The organism is Snodgrassella sp. W6238H11, from assembly GCF_016100525.1.
In the GTDB taxonomy this organism is placed as follows: domain Bacteria; phylum Pseudomonadota; class Gammaproteobacteria; order Burkholderiales; family Neisseriaceae; genus Snodgrassella; species Snodgrassella alvi.
Genome location: NZ_JACFSH010000007.1, coordinates 15,273 through 41,019 on the forward strand (window position 1 = coordinate 15,273; position 25,747 = coordinate 41,019).

Sequence of the window (25,747 nt, forward strand, 5' to 3'; positions counted from 1 at the left end):
TTTTTCTATCTTAAAGTATTCCACACCCTCCATTAGATTGTGCGCTATTTTTTTCTGTTTAAACTCTATAATTGTTTGTATTCAACCTCCAGTTGCACTAAACGAAAAAAGTATAGACATTTCATTTTGATCAGTATATTTGTATGCAAAGTGTAAATCCTCTGTATTCTGAAAAATAGGTTCTCCCTCAAAAAAAGCTAACAAATCTATTTCATCTGGAAAAGATTGAATAAACATTTATTTTTTTCCTTCTTTTGGAATTGTTGTTACAAATCTACGCGAACCATCTGGCATAATTTTAAATGACGTTTGTAATACAGCGCCTTTACCTGATGGACCCATTAAGAAAGATTCTCTAATTTCAAAACACTGAGAACCTTTTTTGTAATTATTAATAACATTACCTCTTGTATTTACTGTTTTATTAAAGTGTTCAATTAAAATAGCTGTACTGGATTCATTAGTCTGTAGCCCAAGCCGTTTCATCATTTGGGATAATTGAGTTGAACGAGCAGTATTATGATCTCCGCTATTTACTTTGCCATAAAGATAATCAAATTTTTTGGATCTATTTCAAGCTTCGTCCCCTTTCTAGCATTAGATACTGGAAGGCGCACAAGACCAAGCTACCAAGTCAAGATTAAAAGACCATGAGTTTTTAAACCTGTTTCAAAAGATTGAGAAGCTACCAGAAGAAAACAAACCGTGATTAAGATATTTTTAGAAGCCTTTTTAACCAAGACTCAGATTAAATTACTGGCTAAATAAGAATAATAAAACAATAAGTAAGCAGCAATAATAGGCGGCAACCTGCTACCACTGCTAACCAAAACCAACTTCACAGGAGTTAATTATGGCTAAGGCACAGTCTAAGCTAAAATCAACCACATGCAAAGAACCTGCACCGCACCCCACTGAGCGCTTTTATACCGTGGGTTACACGCCTAACGGCGGGTTCAGCAACCCCAGACCGCAACTGACCATCAAGGGGCGCTGGCTGGAGCAGATAGGCTTTTATGCCGGTCAATCGGTCATCATTAAGCCGGTCAATCGGTCATCATTAAAGTAGAGCAGGATAAGTTAATTATTGAACTTGCGATGCAGGTCTAAAAAGCAATAAAAGCTCCCCGCTGGTTAAGGCGGGGGAGCTTTTTAATTTAGTTTTTTCAACTCTTGCTCAATTTGCTCAATAAGTTGTTTATCATTTAATTCATATTCTTCTTTATCAGAATCTGGATTATAAAGATCGGCTAGACAAAAAATAGTTGATAAACATTCGCTAACACTGTCTTCATCTTTGAGAAGTAAACCGTTATCTCGCTCTATTCGATAGAGCTCAATGTAAGCCTCAGCAAAAACTTGAGCTGTTATTCTTCCATTAACAAACGATTTAGCAAATTCTAATGCTATAAGGCTCATCGTAATACTCCATTTTTCATATAATTATCATACTGTGCGGTTCCTGGCGTAAGCTTAAATCCTGTAACAAAATTACCAGAGCTATCAAGAACAACTGCATTATTAGTACTTGAGTTAAAAAATACTTTTGAGTCTTTTACAAAGCCATAAGTACCTTGGGGTTTGGTTGCCGAGTCTCCCATATGATTTTTGATTGCAGTTTCATATTGACCAAGAGTTTCCGGGTTTTTCTTTGTTGTTGTTATTCCAAAATCAGCCGCATGCTTAAACTTCTTATCTAGTTGCTTTTGCGTTATTCCCGTTAATTCACCGGCAAGAGAATTTGCACTCGTTCCCTTTCCAGCATTCCCCAAGCCTTTCTCATTTACTACATGCTCATCAAAAATTACTTTTTTTATTCGCTTGTTGAATGCTGTTAGTTATCAAACTTGAGATAAAAGTATAGACATCAAAGTAAGATCCTAACAGGATTCAGATGAGGACTTTACTATTACCTCTAAATTTAAAAATAAAAAAATAGACCTGTTTTATATTTTATTGCATTATCAACTTGAGTTAATAATTGAATCAACGCTTCGCTATTATTTGATACTATTGAATTTTGAATAATACTTTTAGCCTTAATAAGCTTATCAAGATCGATTATCTTTTCATCTTCATAATCATCAATATTTATATCTAATTCATTATTAAGTTGATTAATAACATTACTCTCTAAGAGATTTTTATAATTATCTTCATCAAGAATTAATTCAATCAAATCACCATCCACACAATTATCTAAATCTAGGCGTTCCATTGCACTTTTATTTACTGGAACGGATATATTTTTCATACTATTTATTCCTTTTTATATTAAAATGAGTTGCCTCATTATATTCACCTTGACTTCGGCCAGCTTCTTTTCCATTCTCTAATAATTTGTTGTTAGGAATATTACCATTCAAATCCAAATAAGCTCTTTTTCCCGAAATATTAGGGTTATAAATTCGGAAGTAGTTTCCAGACAAATCCTCAACCACCTGTATACCTGTTGTTGGATTAGTATAAATTCTTTTTCCTTTTTCAGTTGTAGTTATTATTGGATTTGAGCCTGCAAACTCATTAATAGCCTTATCAAGACTTGCTGTAGCCCAATTACTTGAATATTGTTCTGCTCTAGCCGCACCGCCAGTTAGTTTTTCAGTATTTGTAACACCAGTCCCCTTTCCAGCATTCGATTTCCTGAAAACTGGTTAATCTGACCTATGCGGTGATACTCTGACCACTTTGTTGATGGTTGATGTATTGAGACAAACATATCTTATGATGGAAATTATAACTACTGTCACCCATACGTATTATTTTGTCTCCTGCTACGGCTAACTCTCTGCCCACATGAGTAAGACCATCGTCAGAAGTAGATATATCGCCCTTCGTCTGAATGGGTTTGTTCAAGAGGTTTAATGTAGAGCAAATTACTAACTGATTCAATATGGGATTTTTAATTAAAAAAATCATACTTAGCAAAAAGATGACGGATATCATTAATAACATATTATTTTCTTATATCTTCCTCAGTAACCCAGACAAGCTACACACCCAGTTTTGAAACTGAAACTCATGTTTATTTCTTGTACATTCTAGGAAAATATTAGATCCCAGTAATGTAAAGGGATCTAGTTGCTAGGATTGATATATTACGTCGTAATTATTACCTAATTCTATTTGTAATTTTTCTTGTAAACATTTCCCTTTTTCTTTAAAGGCTATTTCTTCATTAATAGTTTTAAATCCAGATTCTAACGGGTTATCTGAATTCAACGTTTTATCATAGTCATCTGACCACTTATTTAACTCATTTTTGAGAGAATCACTGATTAGTAAGGAATCAGGATCAATATTTCCAACTTCATTATCCGAATCAATCCACAATGGATAACATTCATAATCAGCCATTAATTTTATTTTCTTCATTTACTTACTCCCCGCAGGATTTGCTCCAACAATAAAACCATTACTTCCAGTTGTAACAGCTATTCTTTGTTTTTGTCCATTAATCGTAATTTCATAAATTGGTCGTCCTGTTCCTTTTTCTTATATCCTTTCCATAGTATATTGATATTACTCATTTATAAACTTTCAGCTGACGTAGTTAATTTAAAATATATAATAAAAACAAACATAACAGAACAAGTACAAATAGCTTTTTATTATACTTGTTCTAATACTCTGTTATTTACATTTAAAGAGCTTATTTAATTCTTCTAATTTTTCTATCATAATTGCTGCTGCTTAACACTTCCAAAACAAAAGGTAAATCCAGAACCTATTTTACCTTTTATTTTTGGCAATTAATTGTTTATAGGTCGTGTAGTAGCAACTTTTCCTATAACCAAATAACTTTATACCATTTGTTATATACACCTAGTCTGGTCAGACCTAGCCCTCCAATTCAACTGACCATGAATGGTCATTGATTGGAGGAGCTCAGATTTTATGCTGGTATGCTCATAACCATAACAATAAAGTAGGGTAAATTATTTATTCAACTTGTTATATAAGTCTAAAAGATAATAATTAGAATCTCTAATAGTTAGGTAGGAATCATTCTTATGTAGTTTTGCCAAGAATTCCATTCCAGAGAATTACCATTCATTCCCTTTCCTGCTTTACCACCAGTCAGCCAGTCATCATTGATGTACAGCCGAGGCTGTTGATTATCAGGATTGAGGGGCTGAGCTAAGAGGTAAAACAAAATCCCCACGGGTTAGGTGGGGATTGCTTTAGCTTACCTTGGATAATTTATCTGGTGATAAGGCTAGTATCTCTATTGTTCTACCGTTCTCATCACAGAACTCGACTTCATATGATTCATCGGGTTTAGTATAAACATCTATAATTGCACCTATCATTCCTGATTTCAGATTATACTCAGGAATATCTTCAGTTAAACTTACTGTATCAAAAAGGGAATATTTCATAATATCTTCACTTTACATAGAGTGTTGTTAATCTAGGTATTGATGATCCAGGATCATATATCCAACCAGTTCGAACAGTTGCTGTTTTCCCATTCGGTCCAGTAATTGGCATATCAATAGTAATTCTTTGACCATGATTATCTGCTTTACCTAGAATGGCTGTATTTGTTTTTGCTCCCGATTGTATTTTTGATATTAGATCATTTGCGTTTGATTGGTTATATCCTAAAGCTGACTCAAAAACTTTTGCTTTGTTTCCCCCTACGGGATGCTCGGTATTTAATGCATAAGAAGTAACTTTATTCGGATCAATTACTGCTTTATCTGCATTTGCTAGCTTCCCAGAGTTTCCTGTTTTAATTACAGCCTCTGCATGGGTGTAATTGTTCCAATTCGCTGTTGGTCCTGAAAGTTTATCTTTAGAGGTTATTGTAGCAACATCATCTACAGCACTCGTCCCCTTTCCGGCTTTTGCTTTAGAACCCTGCTTTTGCATCATTACAGAATATCTATTTTTTATCAAACCTATTTCGTCATTGGTTAGTCTCCTTCCTTTTTTCATGCTCAGTGCACGTATAACTGTTTCAACACTAACTCCTGAGTTGAGTAATGTATCAACTTGCTGTTGCATTATACTAACTGACCCTATGTAGCTCCCAGCAATTTGATATTGGAATACTCTTATAGCTATCTGTTCGTCAGAAGCTCCAGAGCGTTTCATTTTTTTGACTAGATTTAACATTGTAATTTGGTTGAAATCTGCATTGCCAATTACGCTCGCTGGTATCCATTCATTTGCATTTAAATCAAATATGCGTGAACCAAACCTACGCTGACTTTCTCCAGCCCCCCTCATCATTTTATTAGCATAGCTTGTCAATAATATTTTGGATTCTTCTTCTGTTATTTGTCCTGTCATATACAAATTCAATATGATTTTATTTGCTTCATCAGAGGCCTTTAAATATTCTTTTTCAACCTGAATCCTGCACTGATCTGTTTTGCATGCATCATATTTTCTTTGATAATCATCCGCACTTTGTACACCTGCTTTTTTCAGTTTTTCATTTAATATTTTTTCCTGAGTGTTAAGTTTACTTTCCCCCTTACTGTTACGAAGTGCATTATTATCAACCGCCGTATGCCCGGCCTGATTCCCCTGTGCCACATCAGCCATACTGCCGCCTACTGCCGCTCCTGTTGCTGCTCCAGCCAACCCTATGATTGATGAAACCGTGGCTTTTTCATCTGCAGTTAAATCTTTTGATTCCTTGCCATACAGCCATTTCGATACTACCGGTGCCAGAGCTTCTGTTCCTGCCGCAGCCAGTCCGCCAGCCAGTGCGTTATTTCCTCCTGCTGCCGCTACTGCTGCTCCTACTACTGCGTGCGCCACCAGATGCGCAGTGCTGCCTTCTGCATCTTTTCCTTTAAAGTACTGTCCTATCTGATATGAAACTATCGGGCTGGCTGTGGCTGCCACTATCCCTCCTATACTGTTAGTCGGGGCGGACAGGCCTGCTCCTATCGCATTTAACAGTAATCCGCCGGCATTCCACTGCGACAGTTCTTTTTCATATTTTTCACGTTCTTCCGGACTCAGTGCTGTATTTTTCAGTTTTTCTTTGAGGGCATCTTTTTTACTGTTTATCATAGCAGAGGCTGTCTGCATGTTATCGCTGAATTCCTGACTGATTTCACGCTGTAAATCCAGCTCTTTCTGTACCTTATCTTTATCAAAGTTATTATGCAGATATCCGGCCTTATCAGCATAATCTTCGCTGCTGATATCAGTATGGATGGCTGCTAGGTTTTAAAATCTTATACCTTAATCAATACGATTAATTACATTATTCAATAAATATTTATTTTTTATTGAGTATTACTGATGCTTTTGATTTTGATAAATACATGCATAACTAGGATATTGCCATACAACAGCATATCTTTGAAGCGGTATTTCAGTTACTGTTGGATCTCTTTCATAATCATAATAATCATCCAAATTAGAAGTAATAATCATCTCTTCTCCGCGACAGTTATGTTCAAAACCTAGTTTTGCACTATTCTTATCAACAGTATTAGAAATTTTTTCTCTATTTTCAAAATCATCATACTTTAGTTTAAATATCACATAAATTGTCGTTGTTGAACCATTTTTAGTTATCATTACTTGTTCTTTATTAAATGAATATGGCTTAAGAATATCTGGTAATTGTTTAATTATTATTGATTCTTTTTCGTTATTATCTATTTCATATCTAGATTTTCCATTCCCCATCCATTTTATATACCCAAAAATTGAAAAGCTACATAATATAAAGATAATATATATAATCCTTTTCTTATATCCTTTCCATAGTATATTGATATTACTCATTTATAAACTTTCAGCAGACGTAGTAATTTAAAATATATAATAAAAACTATTTTAACATTATTACAATAATACATAATTGATTGATCTGTTACACTTCAAAATACTTTTTATTATAAAAACAAACATAACAGAACAAGTATAAATAGCTTTTATTTATACTTGTTCTAATACTCTGTTATTTACATTTAAAGAGCTTATTTAATTCTTCCAATTTTTATCATATTTGCTGCTTGGGCACTACCAGAACGAGAGGAAAATCCGGTACCTACACCCAATTGAATTGTTACTTTACCTGATTTTTCCTTTCCATTTTCTATTGTATTGGGGGTTTTACTCACACCAGAACAAATATAATACCCACAAATATTACCACCAACAGATGTACCTGTTAAAGTATCAGTAATCACTTTACCCAATTTAGCTTGGTCAATACTTTCTAATTTACTTACAATTCTTCCAAAAGATAGGGAAGCACCAACTGATGGTTTTGATACTTCCGTAGTAGGGCCGGAGCTATACCCGAAAAATATATCTCCTGTTACATTATTTACTACTAATTGTGTATTAGAACTTAATCCAAATGCAGATAAATCTATTGAAGCAACCCAAAAATGAATACTGGGATTACTAGCCCATGGTATATCATAATAATTAATAAAACTTGCTGATGGCATTGCAAAATTAGGTTTACTAAAAGAAGCCAATACTTTCGAGGTGATAATTCTTGATTTATCTGCTTCTAATATTAATTTTTTACATCTTTCTAACTGTAAATCTTCAGAACAAGCTGACATTAATTCTACATTTTTTTTCTTACTTTCTGCATACAACTCTTCTTGTGCTTTCTTATAGCACCTTAATTTATGTGCATTATCTCCACCACAAGCAGAAATTTTATTTTTATAGTTTTTCCAGTCTTGAGCTGTTAGATAATTATTATCTACTGCCGTATGCCCGGCCTGATTTCCCTGTGCTACATCAGCCATACTGCCGCCTACTGCCGCTCCTGTTGCTGCTCCGGCCAGCCCTATGATTGATGAAACCGTGGCTTTTTCATCTGCAGTTAAATCTTTTGATTCTTTGCCATACAGCCATTTCGATACTACCGGTGCCAGAGCTTCTGATCCTGCCGCAGCCAGTCCGCCAGCCAGTGCATTATTTCCTCCTGCTGCCGCTACTGCTGCTCCTACTACTGCGTGCGCCACCAGATGCGCAGTGCTGCCTTCTGCATCTTTTCCTTTAAAGTACTGTCCTATCTGATATGAAACTATCGGGCTGGCTGTGGCTGCCACTATCCCTCCTATACTGTTAGTCGGGGCGGACAGGCCTGCTCCTATCGCATTTAACAGTAATCCGCCGGCATTCCACTGCGACAGTTCTTTTTCATATTTTTCACGTTCTTCCGGACTCAGTGCTTCATTTTTCAGTTTTTCTTTAAGGGCATCTTTTTTACTATTTATCATAGCAGAGGCTGTCTGCATGTTATCGCTGAATTCCTGACTGATTTCACGCTGTAAATCCAGCTCTTTCTGTACCTTATCTTTATCAAAGTTATTATGCAGATATCCGGCCTTATCAGCATAATCTTCGCTGCTGATATCAGTATGGATGGCTGCTATGGTTTCTGCTACGGTTTTGCCGGTTTTCTGCTGCTGCGCTGCTTCATCAGTGATGATGATATTGCCGGTATTAATACCGCTGTGGGTAATACTGCTGGTATGACCACTGTCACTACCATAGCCAACCGTTCCTTTGACGTTGCTGACACTCTCCCCTGTTTGGTTGTTTATGCTGGAATTATCCCAACCTCCGTGATAGTTACCACTGGCACCTATTCCAATGCTGCTGCCACTGTAATCGCTGTGATTTTTGATGTCACTGCTGGTAAGACTGCCGGTAATCAGGCTGTTTTTACCTGCTGCTTCTGCGGCACTGGCAGAGGTAATGATGGCTCCTTTCAGATCTGTATTGCCTTTGACTTTAATCTGATAGCCATCATCTCCGGCTATGATGCCGCTTTGTTCGGTTACTCCGGCATAATCGGCTTTGATTTTGCTCTTGCTGTAGCTGGCCGATCCCGATGCACCGTAGCCTACAGTGACCTGTCCGCTGATATTCTCCTGTTTACTGTCATATTTTGCTTTGTCCTGCAGGCTGGCTATGTTCAGCTCGGCTGCATCTATACTCACGCCTTTACCGATTACCTGTGCACCTATGATGTTGGTAGCACCGCCACTGCTGAGGCTGGTACTGCCGCTGCTACTGCCGACATGGCTGTTCCGGTAGCTGGTTTCGTCTCCGTTACCATGGCCTTTACCCAGATTGCCCCCGGCTGTAACACCCAGAGATGTGCCACCAGAGCCATAGCTGATAGCCACTCCGGCATTCCAGCCGCTGGATTTATTACTGCTGCGCTCGCTGTGGCTTTGTTCGGCTGCAAGCAGGTTAATTTCGTTATCTGCCTGTAAATGGGTGCCTCTGCTGCCTGCCACATCTGATCCGATGATATTGATATTAGAGTCTTTGCCTGCGCCTGTTGCCAGTAAATTGACTGTTCCGCCGGCATTAATCTGACTGGCAGAGGCCACGGTATCTTTTATGTGATTTTCACTACGACTCTTCTGCTGACCGACGGTTATGCTGACACTGACATTTTGTGCAGCTGATTGCGGATTGCTGCCAAGTTTGTTCAAGGCTTCGCCTGCTTTGTAAGTATCCATACCGGCATTGAAGGCAGCCATGGCATTGACGCGGTCATTTTTACTTTTACCTACGCGGTTAATAGCAGTATTCGCAGTCTGAATGGCATTCACTACAGGTACGTTGACAGCAACGGTGAGTCCGCTCTTTTCAAAAGTATGAATATTGTCTCGGTTATGTTTATCTTGCGCAGCTGCAATATTTATATCTTTAGCCGCTATGGTTACATTGCCTGCAGGTGTGCTCACGCTGCTGCCGGTCTGGTTGTAGTGATTATCCGCAATGATAACGGTATCTCCGTACAGGCTGCCGATGCTGCTGCCGCTGTGAACAAGAGATTTACTGGTGGTATCGTCAGTTTCTTTCTGTTTACCGATAGTGAAGCCGATACCGCCGCTGCCCATCAGACCGGATTTAGTATCTTTGTGATACTGACGATCAGCATAATGATTTTCTGCGGCGCTGATGCTGATATCGTTACCCGCCTGCATAATGGTACCGAAATCAGAGATGACGTTGCTACCACGGATATTAATGTCTTTATCGCTGCTGATGTTGATTAAAGCTCCGGTAATATTACTGGATACAGCTTCATCATGGTCGGCCTGATACTGATCAAGACTGGTTTTTTTCGACAACAGACCGCTGGATTTAATATATGTAGAATGATCCATCTCGGTTTGCTGGCGTCCTTCGCTGATATTAACGCCGTTTTTACCATAAAGGTTGATATTACCCTGCAGGCTGTTGATGTCACCCTGCCTGATATTGAGTTGCTCTCCGGAAAGTATGTTAATGTCGCCGATGGCATTGATGCTGGTACCGGTTTCATTCTGATAACGGTTTATCCAGTGATTTTTATCGCTGCGGCTGCCTGAAGCCATATTGGTTGCAGTGGTCACTGTATTAAGATCGATAGTGCCCTCTCCGGAGCTAAGCTGAGTAATACCATTCTCAGCTGTATTGGTAATGCCGGCACCGTGACTGGTAATACCGTGTATACCGGCCACACTAAGAACACTGTCTTTTTCACCAGTGACATATAATCCTGCGGTGCGGTCAATAATGGTGCCGCCATTATGTTCATCTCCATAGCTGACGGTAGTGCTGCTGAGGTTGATTTTATCGGCTTTCAGACTAAGCAGATCTTTACCTGTGGCCACTCCGCCATTAAAGTCAATGTTCTCTTTGGCAGTGAGACCAACTTTACTGCCACTGATAGTACCGCTGTTGCTGATATTCTGTGCACCGATACTGGTAATATTCTGACCAGCTATGGTGCCCTGATTATTTATATTACCGCTATTTTGCAGGTTAATATTGCGGGCGCTGATGAGACTGCCGTTGTCATTGACATCTCCGCTGTGAACCATCAGGTAAACTTTAGGTACGAGTACTGTCTGCTGGCTGCCATCTGCCAGAGTGACGGTCTGGCTGACCATCCACACGATGTTACTTGTCAGTTGCGCCATTTGCTCAGGGCTCAGGTCTATTCCCGGTGTCAGGTTAAATTTTTGTGCATATGCGATACCGGCATTCATCAGTGCTTTATATTGCTCTTCATTATCGCTGTAGCCTTCGAGATAACGGTAACCGGTCAGTTTAGCTATCTGCTCGTTAATCAGCCGCTGTTCATAGTAGCCGTCACCAAGCCGTTTTTGCATGTTCTCGGGATTCTGCCCCAGAGCGCTGAGCATATAATCACTGCCCAGCCATTTTCTCATGTTGGTAAAGGCCGGATCAGTTTCTACCAGATAGCCGCTATTGTCCGGACTGATATGATAAAGGCTGTTGTTAGGCAGTTTGGTAGTGTAATCACTGAGGGTCTGTATGTTCTGGTTGTGACTGTTTAACTGTGTCTGTGCCTTATCTTGCTGCTGTAGCTGGTTATTGCTTTGAACCTGCTCTGCATGTGCCTGATTGGTTCCTGTGCTGGTGTGTTGCTGCACTACACTGACCGGAGTATCAAACTCATGGCTGCTGATGATAGTTTTGTTATACGAGGTTTCTCCATTCGTTTTAATTTTTCCCTTTGACGTGATTGAGTTCACATACTTATAGCCACCCTCTATTCCATGCTCTTCTACTCGCTGCCGGCCTTTGGTTTCTTTGTTCTCCAGATTCAGATTATCTGTACTCTGCAAGGTGCCACCAACGATAATATGGCTGTTGTCATTAAGCCAGTGTTCACCACTGACGGTTAAATCTCCGCCTATAATAATTTCTCCGGGCTGAGTTTCAGTTACTTTCTGTTTATAAATATCACGCTTGAAATCCCACCAGTGCAGTTTTGATACTGAATATTTTTTCCATACTTTCTTGCTTTTATCATTAAAGGTAAAACTGATTTTTTTTCTTTCTTCTTTATATTTACCGTCTACACCATCTACCCAGATTTCAGGGTTACCTTTCTCCTGATACTGATGAATTTTCTTACTGCTCTCCAGATATTCTTCTACGCTAAAGTGATTATTTTGATTTTTCAATTGTTTAACTGCAATATTGCCATTACCCTGCGCTTCTATCCGTGCACTGCTGTTAATGAGGCTGTCTGCCATACCACTGGCCTGATGCTGCTCATTCAGAATGCCTCCGATAGCAATATCACCTTCGCTGGATAACAGAGCATGCTCTTGATTTATGATATTGGAAGCACCAATATCCAGACGATTTCTGGCTGCTACCACTGCCGCTTTGGTTTCGGTACCGGTGTTTTCTTCCTGATTAAACAAGTTATGAGTACCAATAGCCACATGATTACCATAAATACGGCCGGTACCGATGTTGTTGATGTTGCTGCCCGACTGTATCAGTGTAGTACCGTTACTATTGAGCAGACCGCGATTAGTAATACTGTCAGCTGCGTTCAGTTCGGTATGGCTGTTACTCTGAATAATCCCATTGGTCTGGTTACTGATGTTCGCCGCTTTGATAATTACGCTATTGCCACCGGTTACGGTATGGCTATTACTGATATTTCCCTGACTGCTGATACTCAGGTTATGACCGGCACTCAGATCTGTATCAATGCTGAAATCATCAATCAGCGCAATATCTGCATCATTCCCGGCAGCAATAATACTTTGGTTGTTGAGATTTTTTGCATGCAAACTAAGATTCTGTCCGGCAATAATCCGGCCATTATCGCTATTATCTACATGGAGATTATTGCCACTGTTATCAGTGCCGTTACCGCTAATTGATATGTCTTTAAGAGCGCTTATCTGCCCCTGCTGATTAACGAGAGACTGGTTAATTACGGCATCGATTTTTTCATTGGCACGTATAGCGCCTTGTTTGTTATTCAGATTATTACTGCTAATCCGGATGGCTTCTGCATCTATTGAACCCTGCTGATTGTTTAATTCGCTACTGTATATATCTGCCTGTTTACCGGCACTGATTTTACCATTGCTGTTTTCTATGCTTTTAGCATAAATAGTCAGCTGACCATTGCTGCCAATTTGTCCGTCACGATTATCTGTCTGATTTTGTATCTTCAGTTGCTGATCAGCTATGCTGCGGACAGCACCCTGCCGGTTATTCAGATTTGCTGCATTTATCCTCAGGCTGTTACTGTCTATCGCTCCGCTGCTGTTGTTCAGACTGTCTGTTTCCAGCTCTGTCTGACCGCCGCTCCACAACTGCCCGGCATTGCTGTTATCAATGTAGCTGCTGCTATTAAGCTGCAATTTGTTCTGGGCTGCTATTACGCCGCTATTGCTATTATTTGTTTCTGCGCTGTTAATTTCTATCTGTCCGGCTGACTGGATACGACCATGGCGGTTATCCAGTGCTTTTCCTGCGTACTGTAACTGCTCGCTGCCGCTGATTTCACCCTGCCGGTTATCCAGCCGGTCAGTTTTGATTTGTGCCTGTCTGACAATCAGTTTGCCCTGAGTATTATCCAGCAAATCTCCGCTTACCTGAAGGTGATTCAGATGTAGATTAGCGTGGTTACTCAATCCGTTATGAGCATTAAGATCGATGCCGCCGTTACCTATAATCTGCCCGTTATCATTGATAATTTCCTGCCGGCTGATGATTTGTCCGGCTGCAAACTGTTTAGGCTGGCTGAGCGCAGATTTGGTCTGACCTGTTGCTGTTGCACTGCTTGGTGGATTGGTTTTGCTGGTATTGCTGTCTGACGGTTCTCCGGTGTTAGCCAGTTTGTCAGGGGCTGGTTCTGTGCTGCTTTCTGCTGGTGCATAGCCAATCAGACCGTTGTTTTCGTTGCTTAGTTTATCTGTTTCCAGACTCAACGCCTGCAAACCGCTCTGGATAATTTTGCCGTTACGGTTATGAAGGCTGTCACTGATGATATCCAGACGGCCACCGTTGATTTCTCCCTGATTATCCAGTTGTTGCCGGTTACGGATATTCAGTTCGTCAGCACTGGTAATTAAACCACTGTTGTCTAGCTGCCGGCTCTGTAATTGCAGTTTACCCAGGCTGGAGACAGTACCGCTGTTGCTGATACTGTCAGCTTTGATGGCGGCTGTAGCACTATCTGCGCCAACACTGCTCTTATCAGCAGCAATGATACTGCCGCTATTACTCAGTTTGCCATCGGCACTAATCTGTACGCCACCTGCTCCGGCAAATATCTGACCGGCATTATTAATGCCGACACCTTTGTCGTTGCTGACGAGTGTGATTTTACCTGCGTACATACCAGCCAGTTTGCCACTGTCTATGGCTACCTGGTTTAGAGCTGAGTTCTCAGCCGGATAGCTGGGCGTAATTGCTCCCTGCGAAGTAATATCGTTGCTGCCGGCAATAATATTGAGATTATTTGCCCAGATGCCGGCATTGATTTGAGCAGCTTTGGTCAAGATATTGGTGTAATCACTACCCCGACTATCCAGCCCCTGTCCGTTGATGCTGATATTGCCTTCACGTACCTGAAAACCATCCAGACTACCATTATTGAGTATGGGTTTGCCGGTAGTCAGTGTTACACCGGCAGCATTAATAAAGCCGCCTCCGTTAACATTGATTCCGGCAGGGTTTGCCATGATAACTTCGGCACGTTTACCGGCTACTTCGATGTAGCCGTTAATCCGGCTGGGGTTGCTGCTATTAATCTGGTTCACGATAACTCTGGCTTCGCCTCTGGCCAGCCAGGGATTGCCCTGTACCCAGCCGGCCTGCTGTGTCTGAACGCTTTTACGGCTATTGTTGAGGATGACACCTTTTTGATTTACATCCAGCTGCCGGTACTGATTGACGGACACGCCGCCTTTACTTGGAGTCTGAATATTTATCTGTGGTACACCATTGGCAGTTTGTAATATGGTGGGCTGCTGATTCTTAGGTGCAGATGTATCTGCGTGAATGTCGGCCGCAATGGCTCCGTTACCGGTCAGTACGCATAAGCCCAGTCCTAACAGGATAGACCCGGTGATTAATGGCAGTTTGGCCAGCAGGCTGCCGGTAATGCTGTTACTGCTGCTGCGGTCGGCTGTGCTTTTACCTTCGCGAGTGGTGTTTTCTGCTACAGCTACCAGCATGCCTCTTTTTTTATTGAATATGATTTTATAACGGTTTTTGTTCATAATTAATCCTCTTAAATCTGGCTTTATATCTTTAATTCATAGCCATTTTTTGTTTCTTTAACAATTTACATTGAATAATTAAGACTGAAGCCGACATTGGTTCTGTCCGTACGGAAGTATTGCGGTTTGTATATTGGTTTACCGGCAAAGATGTCGTAATACCATTGTCCGCCGGCTTTGATTTGTCCTTTAAAGCCGATAACTGCTCCAGCCAGTGTTTTTCCCAGCTGCATTTCAGTTGACGGCTCGGAAACGTGGCCGACATCAAGTCCGAGATATACCTGATGGCGGCCTTTGTATTGCCAGTTCAGGTTATTATTCCAATACCAGCCGCGCTCACCCATCAAGGTAACTTCGCCATCAAAACCACGCACGGTGTAACGGCCGCCAATGGAAAGCTGATCCTGGGTAATTAATGGTGTTTTGTTCCACTGTCCGTGAAAGGAGCTGTCATAGCTTAACTGCTGATTACCCAGCGTGAACGGCCACAATAAACCGGCATCTACGGTAATGATTTTCATGCGTGAAGTACCTTCACCAAATTCTTCTTCAGGTGCACGCAAACTGTTATCCGCGCCAGTACCACGCTTATAGCCCAGCCCCAGATTGACGACGGCATTACCGATATATTCCTGATGATTCAGATTGACAGCCCAGCCTGCAGTATGACGCTGCTGAACTTCAATTTCGGCATCGTTAATAAAATTATGCGATTCGCGTTTCCATACCTTAGCAGTAACATCGATTTTGCGATGGCTGTTGCGGTAAAGCATACGGCTTAAACCCAGATCGGTATTGTCACTGTTACCACTGTAATCGTAGTTTTCGTTATAACCTGCTATTGCCTGATGATAGCGGTAATGATTGCGGTTGAAGGCAATCTGCCAGTTACCGAAAGGAACTGAGTAATGCAGAGCATAGCCGTGTGTACCACTGCCGGTACGATTGCCATCACTGTCGAAATAGCTGTCTTTGCTGCCTAGATCATGATTGTAGTTGATGTAGAATAAATCACTTAATCCAAGAGGATTATCTACCGATAGGGTGACACCCCCTTGATAACGTCCGGTTGAATGACTGCCGGAATCATCTATATTGAAACTTAAACGCAATGGAATGGTACGCTGAGACCAGCTTATTACTATATCACTCTGATTGGGCTCTTCTGCCGGTACAATCTGAATATCGGCTTCGGCAGTCGGAACCCGGCGAAGATTTTCAAGCCCTTGCTCCAGTGCACGTAAATTCAGAATATCACCGACTCTGACCGGAAATTCATTCTGAATATGGCGAATACGACCAACATGTTTGGAAGCAGAATCATCCATATTATAACGAATAGCATGAACCCGTCCGGCAATAACACTCAGCTGTAGCTGCCCTCTATTAATATCTTGCGGACTGGCCAGAATACGGGTAGTGGTATAGCCACGTTCTATAACGGCATTTTGTGCCAGAGTCATAATCTGATTTATCGCTTCTCCGCCCAAACACATACCGGGCGTAAACTGACTCTGACGAAGAGCTTTTTTCAGGGCAAACTGAAAATGACCTGCATCTTCTCCGACCAAACTGATGTCCTGGATAGCAAAACAGGGAGTTTCATCTGTTATCAGTTTACCTGTTCCAGACAGATTTTCTTCCGCAGGCTGCAAATGTACGTTTACATCAGGCTGCATTTGCTGCTGGAATTGCTGTTGACGCTGCTGCTCGCGAATAATCTGCTGCTGTAGTCTCTTATCTATCTGTTCAGCCACTTCGTTCATTGATGCTGCATTGGCTTGTAACAGGCTTATTCCTAATAGATTTAACAATAAAACTAGGTTTTTTATACGCATTTATGCTTAATGAATGTTAATAATGGTTAATATTAACGTTAGTAAAAGTTAATTACAAATTTAAATATTCCAAAATCATTTACATAAATATGCAATATTATTTTAGCAGTAATAATATTTTTTATAGAGGTATGCATTAAATCGATATTAAATATTATATAAATATTTGTTTTTATATTATTTTTTTGAATTTAATTAAAATTTATGTGTTATCTAAAAGTTCTCAGATATAAACTTTTTATCAAAATACAGTATTAGCTTTTTTATGTCTAAATTTTTATTTTATAATCAATAATAAATTGATTTATTTAAAATCTTAAAATTTTATTTTTTTATTATAATAAAAAAGCAATATTAGTTCTAATTGTTCAAAAAGGGCTAAAATTATCATTCCGAAGCGAAAAATCGATAAAAATCTAACCGGATCAGAGATATTCTGATCCGGCCGGCAGCATTTCGGAATTTATTTTATGCAAATATCTTATCTAATTCAGTAAAATACTTTAAATCGCTCCGTATCATCAATAAAGCTTTTTTCAGGGAAAGGTGCTTCATTGGAACCAAAAGGCATCATTGCACGCAGCTTCCAGCTTTCTGGTATCTGCCATTCTTTAGCAGCTGCCGCATCCGGCAAAGGGTTATAGTGTTGCAGGCTGGCGCCGATGCCGGCATTTGCCAGAGCAGACCAGACTGCAAACTGGGCAATACCGCTTCCCTGTTCCGACCAGACAGGAAACTGCTCAGCATAGTTGGGATATTGCTGTTGCAGGCTGGTGATGATTTGCTGATCTTCATAAAATAATATGGTACCGACACCAGCCGCAAAACTATTAATTTTGGCTTCTGTGGGGGCAAATTTGTCTGCAGGTACTATGATACGCAATTCATTCATGACAATATGCCAAAATTTTTCACTTTGCTGACCAAACAGGATTACAGCACGTGAACTTTGCGAATTAAAAGCTGACGGAGACAGTTTAATGGCTTCTTCTATTAAAGCAGTTATTTCTTCCTGTGCCTGAGTAATATTTCTGCCGAGTGCATACTGGGTACGACGTTTTTCAATGGCTTCTATTAATGTATTATTCATGCTCTTTCCTTTATCATTATGCAATTAAATTAATAAATTAACTCCAACATACATTGATATACTAGCGGAAAAATTTAAGTCTACCCAGCCCTGTTTATCAGTACAAAAATTATTCATTTAAGATATTAATAAATTTTATTTTCTTAAAAAACAGAACATAACAAACAAAATAAATCGGAATTGATGATAATTGCGCCGGTTTGAAGTCGTTGTTACACAGCATTTCCTTACAGGAATTGATTTTTTATTTCCATGAAATGCCAGATTTGCGCTATCAAACAGACTGTTTTTAATATATTTTTAGAAATTATTACTGTTATTGGGTCAGGAATATGCGGTATTTAGCTGAGCAGATAGTGACGCAGAAAAGCCGTAATAGCGATACTGAACACCACTGTTGGTAACAATGAAAATCGCCACGCCAGTAATATTGTGATGATAACGGCTAAAAGATTAGCCGGATTGGTTGTGGCAAAGGCAGGAGCGATTACAGCAATCAGAACACAGCCGGGGATGGATTCAAGAACTTTAGTCAGGCGCGGACTAAGCTCACGATTGCGTAATAACAGATAACCACTGATTCGGGTGATGTAAGTAACTACCGCCATGGCCAGAATAGTGAGTAAAGCTGATAAATCAATCATACGCTGCCATGATAAAAGCTACAGTTAAGCCGGATATTGTACCCAGTAATACATACCATGCATCAGGCAGAAAAAGATAACCGGCAATCGCCGCCAGCAGGCTCACCAGCCATGGAAGAGCTGCAGTAAAACCTTTCCACATTCCTTTGAGTAAAACCAGAAACACTGCCACAAAGGCCATATCAAAACCGTAATGAGTAACATCGCCAATAACCGGTCCGATAAGTGCACCCACAGTTGTGAATCCGACCCAGACGACATACAGACCTATGCCGGCACCAAGATAAAAATAATAGCTGAATTTCTGCTTTGGTGCGTTTTTCGCATCAGTAAATGCCAGTGCCCAGCTTTCGTCACACATTAAAAACAGCGCAGATAATACTTTTCGTCTGGGCAGATCTTTTAGATAAGGTGTCAGTGCCGCACTCATCAGAATATGGCGACTGTTTACCAGTAGTGTCATTAAAGCAATTAAGATTAAATGCGGGGGTGAAGTCCACAAATTAACCGCTACAAATTCGGAACCACCGGCAAAGTTTACCGCAGTAAGCAGTGAAATTTCACCGGTACGCATTCCTTTTTGAATTGCCTGCGCACCTAACACCAGTGAAAACGGAATAAAACTCAGCATAACCGGCAAAGCGGTAATCAACCCTCTTTTAAATTCCTGTCCTGATTGTAATACAGCAGACGATGACACTGTTTAGTGCTTTCAGGTGTAAATTGAATGTTGTGTATTATAAAGAGGATATTTACACAACGTAAACATAAAATACCAATATAGATAATGAAATACAGCTTAAGCGGGTGAACTCGGTACAAATAAATAATTTTATGCAATAATAATATTCTATTTCTGAATTTTTTATGCAAGTTAATTACAATTCGATTATTTTATCTATTCGCTTTTCTATTCTATTAATAAAATGATGCTGAATTGATATATAAATTTCTTTCTTTAAAAATACATTTGTCATTTTGCTAATCATAAATATAAGACAGCTAACTCGGTATAAAATTTTTTGATGCTATTAGTTTTCATTATTCAGGAATAGTACGGATATCTGTATTAATCCGTTTATCTGACTCATGATTAGTGATTGGTTAATTTGGTATGTGCCGGATAAAGTTTAGTTTCTATAATGAAACAGACCAGCATAATTAATGCCGGTCTGTTGGTTAATAACTAATAGTAATGAACAATATCAATTAAATCAGAGCGGGACATATCGCCCGGATTATTTCCAGGCTGACCCTCAGGTATCGGAATACCCATTTTCTGGAAATGTTTTACCCAGTAATCAGGAAATTCACCAGTATCTTTAGACTTAAAGGTCATTGCGCGTAATGGGAATACTTCCTGCCCGTTGTTGGCTTCCTTGAATATCTGATAAATCAGCTCAGAACAGTAAAACTGATCGTTGGTGATATCAAAGGCATCATCGTATTTTTTACCTACTTTTTGCTGTGCATAAATCAGAGCAGAAGGAATCAGTGCCTGATACGGTGCTTTCAATCTGCCCACTACTGCTCGCGGCTGACATTTTTTTTTGGGATGCAGATATGTTTTCAGTGATGTGATACGGACTTCAGGAGTGGTGGCTTCAATAACAAAATACTGATTTGGGTTTTTCTGCCAGACAATTCCGACATGAGTAAAATTGTATCCGGTCAGACCACTGGTAGCAGCCTTAATGGCACTATTCATACCGCCGTCACAATTTTCCAGAAAAATAAGATCACCATTTTGTGGTTTAAAGGATTTTTGGGCATAGACATTCAGGCTGAAAAATAAACTGCACACCAGAGCCAGCAATAAACGGATAGTTTTTTTATTCATGTACAAACCATATCTTATTAGTAAATAATGATTAATTATACTGCATATACATTGATTAACCAGTTTTTATAGAATTTAGGCTGTAAAGTACGCTTTTAAATCAATCGGTATTTTTACCAAGCTTGCGCTGGAAAATACGGTAGCTGGCTGCAAATGCAGCAATAGCCGCACCAATCAGCGCACCACCGATAAACATGGAAACTAAATCAACAGTTTTGCCCACATCCAGACTGTCCAGTATCTGTTTAGAACTCAGTTTCTGGCTGCCCGGGCTGCTCATGCCTTCAATCATATGGCGATTATTACATTTGGGCAGCAAGACATTCTGATCAGCAGCCTGTGGAAATGTTTGTCTGACTGCTGTTTCACACTGCTGAATCTGTGCCGGCGTAACCAGATTAAACCAGCCGCCGATATACAGCCCTCCGGCAAGCAGACAAATAGCAATAATACCTACCAAAATGGCAGAGCCTCTTTTCTGCTGCGTAGCCGCTTCTGAAGTTTTAACCTTTTTCTGCTGTTCGGTCTGACGTTTAATTTGACGGGTTTTGTTACTCACTAGCACTCATTTCGTTGTAATAATTTAAGATAAATACCGTGCCTGAGGGGACAATGCACAAACCCGCTGACAACCGGCAGAAACTTCATACAGGTAATCATATTGGCTGATAGTGAATCATACTAAAAGCTGTTTTTCTGCTGAAATTAGTGTTGTAAAAATTTCAGCTTAACTCCTGCCTTGGTTTTTGCCAGCATTTCGCTTACATTTTCGCCCAGATGCAAGGCCAGGCCAATAGTCAGCATATCAACTACCATCAGCTGCAGCAGACGGGAAATCATCGGGGTATATTTTTCGCTGTCTTCAGGGGTAACAACACTAATGACACAGTCACAGGCTTGTGCGACGGGTGATCCGGCACGGGTAAGAGCGATTACTTTGGCGCCGTTACCCTTGGCAATTTTAATTGCATCAAGTAAATCTCGTGAAGAACCTGAATGCGAAATAACAACCAGCACATCTTGTGGTGACAATACGGCAGCAGCCATCAGTTGTACATGACTATCGGTATAGGCAACTGTAGACAAACCAAAACGGAAAAGTTTGTGCTGAGCATCCATTGCGACAATACCTGAATTGCCTGCCCCATAGAATTCTATACGGCGCGCTTTGGCCATCAGCCTGACTGCGGTTTCCAAGTCAGCCGCATTAAGAGATTTACGGCTGCCAAGCACTGTGGCTGCGGTACTGGCTATAACTTTATTCAGCACGTCCTGCATAGAATCTGTGCTATTGAGTTCTTCATGGACATATGGCATGCCGTCATGACCGATACTGGCAGAAAGATTGAGTTTAAATTCAGGTAACCCGCTATAGCCCATGCTGCGGCAAAAACGGATAACCGTAGGCTGGCTGACACGTGCCTCTTTAGCAATATTGGCTACAGCTGCGTGTACAAACCACTTAGTCTGCGCCAGTACACATTCAGCCACCCGACGTTCTGCTGAAGATAATTCAGGTAATTTCTGACTGATTTTGGCTAACATTATGCTCTCCTGTTTTGTTGTCGCCACAAAACAGGAAGAGAAATATTGATAATTAATTTATACATGGTAAACCTGCTAATTTCTCTTGTATTGCGTGCCTATGCTAACACTGAAATAAACAAATGCAATATTCTGATGCGGATTATCGTTATCATGATGGTTATTAAAACCATAAATATTTATTATAGCGGTATTAGAACAGATTTTTGTTATTACTGTAAGATATTCTGATATTTTCTAGCAGCGATACTGACCTAATGCATTAAATATAATTTCAAGTAAACGCTGATTATCTACCTGCTCCATTACATTAACAGGCTGATGACTGACCGGCGGCATACCAACAGTCAGTCTGAGTGCACCCTCTTTCCAGCGACGGCTGCTGGCACGGGTACAGTCACGCGCAGTGGATACATCAACAATATAAGGCGAGCTGGTAACAACGCTTTCATCAATCAGCTTGGCGACACACAATACATCATGAATCCAGCAACCAGCCAGCTGGCGTGTCTGAATAGAATAGTCCATCCACGGACGTGATGTACGGACAATAAAATCTGCAAGCGGATTGGCAAAGCTCTGAAGTTTATCCAGATCCTGATGGGTGAGTAGTGTCTGTGTAGTTACGTCCAGCGGTGCAAGGGTAATATTGGCTCCACTCTCGATAACAATTTTGGCTGCTTCAGGATCAACGGCAAAGTTGGTGTCCTTAAGGTAGCTGTCCAGCTGAAATACACCGCCCATGATGACAATTTCGGCAACAGACCGGGCAAAATCAGGATAAAGCTGGATGGTATGGGCAATATTGGTTAACGGACCAATAGCCACCACGGTAATTTCACCGGGGTTATTACACACCAGTTCACCAATTGCCTGAGCTGCATGTGGCGCACTGTGATCATTTAATGGCGGCAGCGGTGGCAGATTGTCCCATAAAGACAATAATCCCTGTTTGCGTACATTATTATCCAGTTGTTCTCGCCATGGGGCAGCCGGTTCAAGTAATGCCTGAGCAGCTCCTTTTACTACTGGGATGCTTTGATTCAATTCCTGCATTAATTGGTGTGCTACCTGAAAACCGGTATCCCGTGGTGTATTACCAGCCACAATGGTAATCAATTCCAGTTTAATTGAATCTGCAGCCAGTGCCAGCGCCAGCGCCAGCCCGTCATCTACATTCGCGCCTGCAATACCATTACCGGGATCACAGTCAATTACGATACGCTTCATAAATATTTACCTGTGCTTCAATTATAACGGAGTCAGTAACTGACTCCGTTATTGGTGATTCTATCAATTTGTTAAAGCAGTTAAATGGCGTCTTCTACTGCATTCAGGTCGCGGCCGCGAGTTTCCGGTGCATAGAATGTAGTTATAAAGCCAATGCCTGCCATTGCTGCAAAATAAATTGCAATCGGCCACCATGTACCATACTGAGCCAGCAATGCTGAGGCAACTAATGGCGCAATACCACCAGACATGATGCCTCCGAGCTCTTTAGCCAGAGCCATTTTGGAATAACGGTTACGCACCCCGAACAGTTCTACTCCATAGGCTGCCTGTACACCGAAAATACCCAGTGATGCCAGACACATACCAATAACAATAATACTAGCTACAATAAAAGGATCTCGTGTTTCCAGAAACATATAAGCCGGAATAGCGTACAGCATCAGCAGAAAACAGAACCAGCGGTAAACAATACGGCGGCCAAACCGGTCGGATAACCAGCCGGCAAGCGGAATCACAAAAAAGCCTAACAAAGACGCAACAAATACTGCAGAAGTAGCAACAGTTTGATTCACTTTCAGAAATTTGACCACATAGCCGATAACAAATCCCTGTGCCAGGTAAGATGGGCCGTTTTCACCGATACGCAAGCCCAGCATGACGAAAAATGCTTTATTACGTGCCAGAAAGGAAGTTTTTTCAGCTGTCACCGTAGTTTGTGAAGCTGATATTTCAGTTTTTTGCACCCGGGTTTGTTTAACTTCATTTTGTTCTTGCTCGAATACCGGAGTTTCCCGTACATGGCGGCGAATAAGAGTAGCGGCAATAGCTATCAGTGCACTGAGAATAAATGGTATCCGCCATCCCCAGCTGGCTACATCTTCTTTATCCAGCATTAACACCAGCAGCCAGACAGATGAAGCGACCAGTGTACCACTGTTAGAACCGATGCCAATAATAGAAGCAATCAGACCGCGGTGTTTAGGTGGTGCATATTCTCCCAGCATTACTGTAGCGCCGGAAAGTTCGGCTCCGGCCCCGAAGCCCTGCATAAAACGCAGTACAGCTAAAAGAAGTGGTGCCCATATCCCGATAGTGGCATAACTAGGGATAAGACCAATCAGCGTAGTGGAAATGCCCATCAGGGCAATAGTAGTTACCAGTACAAATTTACGTCCTTTAAGGTCGCCAAGACGGCCAAAAAATATGGCACCGATCGGGCGGGCAACAAAGCCGACTGAATAAGTGGCAAAACTGGACAGAAGAGCAATTGCAGGCGTTAATTCGGGAAAAAACACATCTCCGAATACCAGCCCTGCGGCCAGACCGTATAAAGCAAAATCCACATACTCCATGGTGGTTCCGAGCCAGCAGGAAAGTGTTGCCTTAATAAATTCCCGTCGTCCTTCAGGTGTGGCTAAACGCTGTTCAGCTGCGCTCTTCTTCGGGCTGTCAACTGACGATTGTAAGTCACTCATTCAAATATCCTATGGTTACAAATCAGGGTGAAACTAGTTACAAAAAAGATTAAAACAAAATTTCCAGCACAAACTTGCTGCCAAAATAAGCCAGCATCAGGCTGACAAATGACACAATAACCCACCATGCCACTTTTTTCCCGCGCCATGCCTGCATATGATGTCTGAGCAGGATAACCAGATAGATTATCCATGACAGCACGCCGAATACCGTTTTATGATTAAAACGTGCCGGCTCACCAAATACAGCTTCGGAAAATACTGTGCCGCTGACAGCCGCTATAGTCAGAAGCACAAAACCCGCCTGCAGGCCTTGAAACATTAATTTTTCAATAGCCAGCAAAGGCGGCAGGAATGATTGCTGCGGAACAGTTTTACGCCGGTGCAGATAATGATTGCGTACCAGCATGAGCACAGCCAGCAAGGTTGTAATGCCAAAGAGGGCATAAGCCAGCAATGCCGACAAAACATGTATCATGAATGCTGTGTTGTGCATCGGATAAGCAATAGCCTGTCCGGGCAGCAGTAAGGCAATCAACAGTACGAGTGCCGAACAGGGAAACAGCGCCAGCTGTAATCCCTGCAGGCGATAGCGAAAACTGCCCACCCAATACAGCATTACCATTAACCAGGTAATCAGATTGAGTGCCTGACCGAACCCCACCAGCAGTACATGCTGCTGCAACATTGGCTGCCATACGACGAAGGTATGCAGCAGCAATATCAGCAGTAACAGTGACTGCTCACCCCGCAACGGATAAGGCACATCAGTATGACGTTGCCAGAACCGCCATGCCAGTACAGAAAGCACGACATAAGCAAGAATAAGCACCAGCAGCAATAAGCTCATGATTTTTCCGCAGCAATAGCGCGCCAAAAATTGGCGCGCGTAGTGTAAAATAGGTATTTATTATTACTATGCCTGCTAAAAAATACAGGCAGGTATAGCAACGGGGTGCCATTTTATAACCAAATTGCTACTTATCATACCTATTTATTGTGCGAATTGACTGGCAACAGGCAATTTTCACCGAACATATACAGGCTGCTTACAATTAGCCG

Annotated in this window: 23 protein-coding genes; 1 reads left to right on the forward strand and 22 read right to left on the reverse strand. The window is 41.0% G+C overall.

Annotation, left to right across the window (positions count from 1 at the left end; translation table 11 throughout):
* Nucleotides 1-81 precede the first annotated feature (81 nt).
* Together H3V00_RS10175 and H3V00_RS10180 are read right to left on the reverse strand one after the other, a co-directional pair.
* Complete coding sequence (locus tag H3V00_RS10175) at nucleotides 82-237, reverse strand: hypothetical protein (protein ID WP_198207954.1); 156 nt, start codon at nucleotides 235-237, stop codon at nucleotides 82-84.
* A complete protein-coding gene (locus H3V00_RS10180; protein WP_198207952.1) occupies nucleotides 238-489 on the reverse strand; it encodes a hypothetical protein in 252 nt (83 codons plus the stop codon).
* Nucleotides 490-853: 364 nt separating this feature from the next.
* Between H3V00_RS10180 and H3V00_RS10185 the strand changes: the two genes are divergently transcribed.
* On the forward strand, nucleotides 854-1,069 hold the full coding sequence (locus tag H3V00_RS10185) for a SymE family type I addiction module toxin (protein ID WP_198207950.1): 216 nt from the start codon (nucleotides 854-856) through the stop codon (nucleotides 1,067-1,069).
* A gap of 83 nt (nucleotides 1,070-1,152) precedes the next feature.
* Here the strand turns inward: H3V00_RS10185 and H3V00_RS10190 are convergent, their stop codons facing one another.
* The 20 genes from H3V00_RS10190 to H3V00_RS10285 all read right to left on the reverse strand — a co-directional run bounded on the left by H3V00_RS10190 (nucleotide 1,153) and on the right by H3V00_RS10285 (nucleotide 25,535).
* Nucleotides 1,153-1,419 carry a colicin immunity domain-containing protein gene (locus H3V00_RS10190; RefSeq protein ID WP_025331477.1) on the reverse strand — a complete coding sequence of 89 codons (267 nt, stop codon included), beginning with the start codon at nucleotides 1,417-1,419 and terminating at the stop codon, nucleotides 1,153-1,155.
* Nucleotides 1,416-1,772 carry a colicin D domain-containing protein gene (locus H3V00_RS10195; protein ID WP_084586619.1) on the reverse strand — a complete coding sequence of 119 codons (357 nt, stop codon included), beginning with the start codon at nucleotides 1,770-1,772 and terminating at the stop codon, nucleotides 1,416-1,418. Before H3V00_RS10195 ends, H3V00_RS10190 begins: the two co-directional genes overlap by 4 nt.
* Before the next feature lie 149 nt (nucleotides 1,773-1,921).
* Nucleotides 1,922-2,254: a hypothetical protein gene (locus tag H3V00_RS10200; protein ID WP_025331479.1), complete on the reverse strand. Its 333-nt coding sequence runs from the start codon at nucleotides 2,252-2,254 to the stop codon at nucleotides 1,922-1,924.
* Nucleotide 2,255: 1 nt separating this feature from the next.
* A complete protein-coding gene (locus tag H3V00_RS10205) occupies nucleotides 2,256-2,441 on the reverse strand; it encodes a hypothetical protein (RefSeq protein WP_051506483.1) in 186 nt (61 codons plus the stop codon).
* Nucleotides 2,442-3,084: 643 nt separating this feature from the next.
* On the reverse strand, nucleotides 3,085-3,375 hold the full coding sequence (locus H3V00_RS10210; RefSeq protein ID WP_025331481.1) for a hypothetical protein: 291 nt from the start codon (nucleotides 3,373-3,375) through the stop codon (nucleotides 3,085-3,087).
* Nucleotides 3,376-3,994: 619 nt separating this feature from the next.
* On the reverse strand, nucleotides 3,995-4,156 hold the full coding sequence (locus H3V00_RS10215) for a hypothetical protein (RefSeq protein ID WP_171991469.1): 162 nt from the start codon (nucleotides 4,154-4,156) through the stop codon (nucleotides 3,995-3,997).
* A 28-nt stretch (nucleotides 4,157-4,184) separates the two neighbouring features.
* Entirely contained in the window at nucleotides 4,185-4,382 is a 198-nt protein-coding gene (locus H3V00_RS10220; protein ID WP_025331490.1) for a DUF4926 domain-containing protein, read from the reverse strand.
* Nucleotides 4,383-4,389: 7 nt separating this feature from the next.
* Complete coding sequence (locus H3V00_RS10225; RefSeq protein ID WP_198207948.1) at nucleotides 4,390-6,054, reverse strand: VENN motif pre-toxin domain-containing protein; 1,665 nt, start codon at nucleotides 6,052-6,054, stop codon at nucleotides 4,390-4,392.
* Nucleotides 6,055-6,264: 210 nt separating this feature from the next.
* Nucleotides 6,265-6,663: a hypothetical protein gene (locus H3V00_RS10230; RefSeq protein WP_198231804.1), complete on the reverse strand. Its 399-nt coding sequence runs from the start codon at nucleotides 6,661-6,663 to the stop codon at nucleotides 6,265-6,267.
* A 293-nt stretch (nucleotides 6,664-6,956) separates the two neighbouring features.
* Nucleotides 6,957-15,020 (reverse strand): hemagglutinin repeat-containing protein, encoded by an 8,064-nt coding sequence (locus H3V00_RS10235; protein ID WP_198207944.1) that lies wholly within the window; start codon nucleotides 15,018-15,020, stop codon nucleotides 6,957-6,959.
* Nucleotides 15,021-15,085: 65 nt separating this feature from the next.
* On the reverse strand, nucleotides 15,086-16,786 hold the full coding sequence (locus H3V00_RS10240) for a ShlB/FhaC/HecB family hemolysin secretion/activation protein (RefSeq protein ID WP_232335989.1): 1,701 nt from the start codon (nucleotides 16,784-16,786) through the stop codon (nucleotides 15,086-15,088).
* Between the two features lie 562 nt (nucleotides 16,787-17,348).
* Nucleotides 17,349-17,948 (reverse strand): nitroreductase family protein, encoded by a 600-nt coding sequence (locus H3V00_RS10245; protein ID WP_037475083.1) that lies wholly within the window; start codon nucleotides 17,946-17,948, stop codon nucleotides 17,349-17,351.
* A 341-nt stretch (nucleotides 17,949-18,289) separates the two neighbouring features.
* On the reverse strand, nucleotides 18,290-18,592 hold the full coding sequence (locus tag H3V00_RS10250; RefSeq protein WP_041880102.1) for an AzlD family protein: 303 nt from the start codon (nucleotides 18,590-18,592) through the stop codon (nucleotides 18,290-18,292).
* Nucleotides 18,585-19,223, reverse strand: coding sequence for an AzlC family ABC transporter permease (locus H3V00_RS10255; RefSeq protein WP_198207985.1), 639 nt, complete (start codon nucleotides 19,221-19,223; stop codon nucleotides 18,585-18,587). The genes H3V00_RS10250 and H3V00_RS10255 overlap by 8 nt, the downstream gene beginning before the upstream one ends.
* A 555-nt stretch (nucleotides 19,224-19,778) precedes the next feature.
* Nucleotides 19,779-20,432: a YiiX/YebB-like N1pC/P60 family cysteine hydrolase gene (locus H3V00_RS10260; RefSeq protein ID WP_198207940.1), complete on the reverse strand. Its 654-nt coding sequence runs from the start codon at nucleotides 20,430-20,432 to the stop codon at nucleotides 19,779-19,781.
* A 100-nt stretch (nucleotides 20,433-20,532) separates the two neighbouring features.
* Nucleotides 20,533-20,991 (reverse strand): hypothetical protein, encoded by a 459-nt coding sequence (locus H3V00_RS10265; protein ID WP_144370515.1) that lies wholly within the window; start codon nucleotides 20,989-20,991, stop codon nucleotides 20,533-20,535.
* A 146-nt stretch (nucleotides 20,992-21,137) separates the two neighbouring features.
* Complete coding sequence (locus H3V00_RS10270) at nucleotides 21,138-21,977, reverse strand: MurR/RpiR family transcriptional regulator (RefSeq protein ID WP_084547476.1); 840 nt, start codon at nucleotides 21,975-21,977, stop codon at nucleotides 21,138-21,140.
* Between the two features lie 237 nt (nucleotides 21,978-22,214).
* Nucleotides 22,215-23,207, reverse strand: a complete 993-nt coding sequence (locus H3V00_RS10275; protein WP_084564893.1) for a nucleoside hydrolase — start codon at nucleotides 23,205-23,207, stop codon at nucleotides 22,215-22,217.
* Between the two features lie 80 nt (nucleotides 23,208-23,287).
* Nucleotides 23,288-24,685, reverse strand: a complete 1,398-nt coding sequence (locus tag H3V00_RS10280; RefSeq protein ID WP_084587019.1) for an MFS transporter — start codon at nucleotides 24,683-24,685, stop codon at nucleotides 23,288-23,290.
* Between the two features lie 49 nt (nucleotides 24,686-24,734).
* Nucleotides 24,735-25,535: an inner membrane protein YpjD gene (locus H3V00_RS10285; RefSeq protein ID WP_037394291.1), complete on the reverse strand. Its 801-nt coding sequence runs from the start codon at nucleotides 25,533-25,535 to the stop codon at nucleotides 24,735-24,737.
* Nucleotides 25,536-25,747: the final 212 nt, after the last annotated feature.

Excerpts from the sequence above, each read along its gene's own strand:
- H3V00_RS10175 (WP_198207954.1), bottom strand. The coding sequence starts at position 237 with ATGTTTATTCAATCTTTTCCAGATGAAATAGATTTGTTAGCTTTTTTT.
- H3V00_RS10180 (WP_198207952.1), bottom strand. The coding sequence starts at position 489 with ATGATGAAACGGCTTGGGCTACAGACTAATGAATCCAGTACAGCTATT.
- H3V00_RS10185 (WP_198207950.1), top strand. The coding sequence starts at position 854 with ATGGCTAAGGCACAGTCTAAGCTAAAATCAACCACATGCAAAGAACCT.
- H3V00_RS10190 (WP_025331477.1), bottom strand. The coding sequence starts at position 1,419 with ATGAGCCTTATAGCATTAGAATTTGCTAAATCGTTTGTTAATGGAAGA.
- H3V00_RS10200 (WP_025331479.1), bottom strand. The coding sequence starts at position 2,254 with ATGAAAAATATATCCGTTCCAGTAAATAAAAGTGCAATGGAACGCCTA.
- H3V00_RS10210 (WP_025331481.1), bottom strand. The coding sequence starts at position 3,375 with ATGAAGAAAATAAAATTAATGGCTGATTATGAATGTTATCCATTGTGG.
- H3V00_RS10220 (WP_025331490.1), bottom strand. The coding sequence starts at position 4,382 with ATGAAATATTCCCTTTTTGATACAGTAAGTTTAACTGAAGATATTCCT.
- H3V00_RS10225 (WP_198207948.1), bottom strand. The coding sequence starts at position 6,054 with ATGCAGACAGCCTCTGCTATGATAAACAGTAAAAAAGATGCCCTCAAA.
- H3V00_RS10230 (WP_198231804.1), bottom strand. The coding sequence starts at position 6,663 with ATGGGGAATGGAAAATCTAGATATGAAATAGATAATAACGAAAAAGAA.
- H3V00_RS10235 (WP_198207944.1), bottom strand. The coding sequence starts at position 15,020 with ATGAACAAAAACCGTTATAAAATCATATTCAATAAAAAAAGAGGCATG.
- H3V00_RS10240 (WP_232335989.1), bottom strand. The coding sequence starts at position 16,786 with ATGAACGAAGTGGCTGAACAGATAGATAAGAGACTACAGCAGCAGATT.
- H3V00_RS10245 (WP_037475083.1), bottom strand. The coding sequence starts at position 17,948 with ATGAATAATACATTAATAGAAGCCATTGAAAAACGTCGTACCCAGTAT.
- H3V00_RS10250 (WP_041880102.1), bottom strand. The coding sequence starts at position 18,592 with ATGATTGATTTATCAGCTTTACTCACTATTCTGGCCATGGCGGTAGTT.
- H3V00_RS10255 (WP_198207985.1), bottom strand. The coding sequence starts at position 19,223 with ATGCTGAGTTTTATTCCGTTTTCACTGGTGTTAGGTGCGCAGGCAATT.
- H3V00_RS10260 (WP_198207940.1), bottom strand. The coding sequence starts at position 20,432 with ATGAATAAAAAAACTATCCGTTTATTGCTGGCTCTGGTGTGCAGTTTA.
- H3V00_RS10270 (WP_084547476.1), bottom strand. The coding sequence starts at position 21,977 with ATGTTAGCCAAAATCAGTCAGAAATTACCTGAATTATCTTCAGCAGAA.
- H3V00_RS10275 (WP_084564893.1), bottom strand. The coding sequence starts at position 23,207 with ATGAAGCGTATCGTAATTGACTGTGATCCCGGTAATGGTATTGCAGGC.
- H3V00_RS10280 (WP_084587019.1), bottom strand. The coding sequence starts at position 24,685 with ATGAGTGACTTACAATCGTCAGTTGACAGCCCGAAGAAGAGCGCAGCT.
- H3V00_RS10285 (WP_037394291.1), bottom strand. The coding sequence starts at position 25,535 with ATGAGCTTATTGCTGCTGGTGCTTATTCTTGCTTATGTCGTGCTTTCT.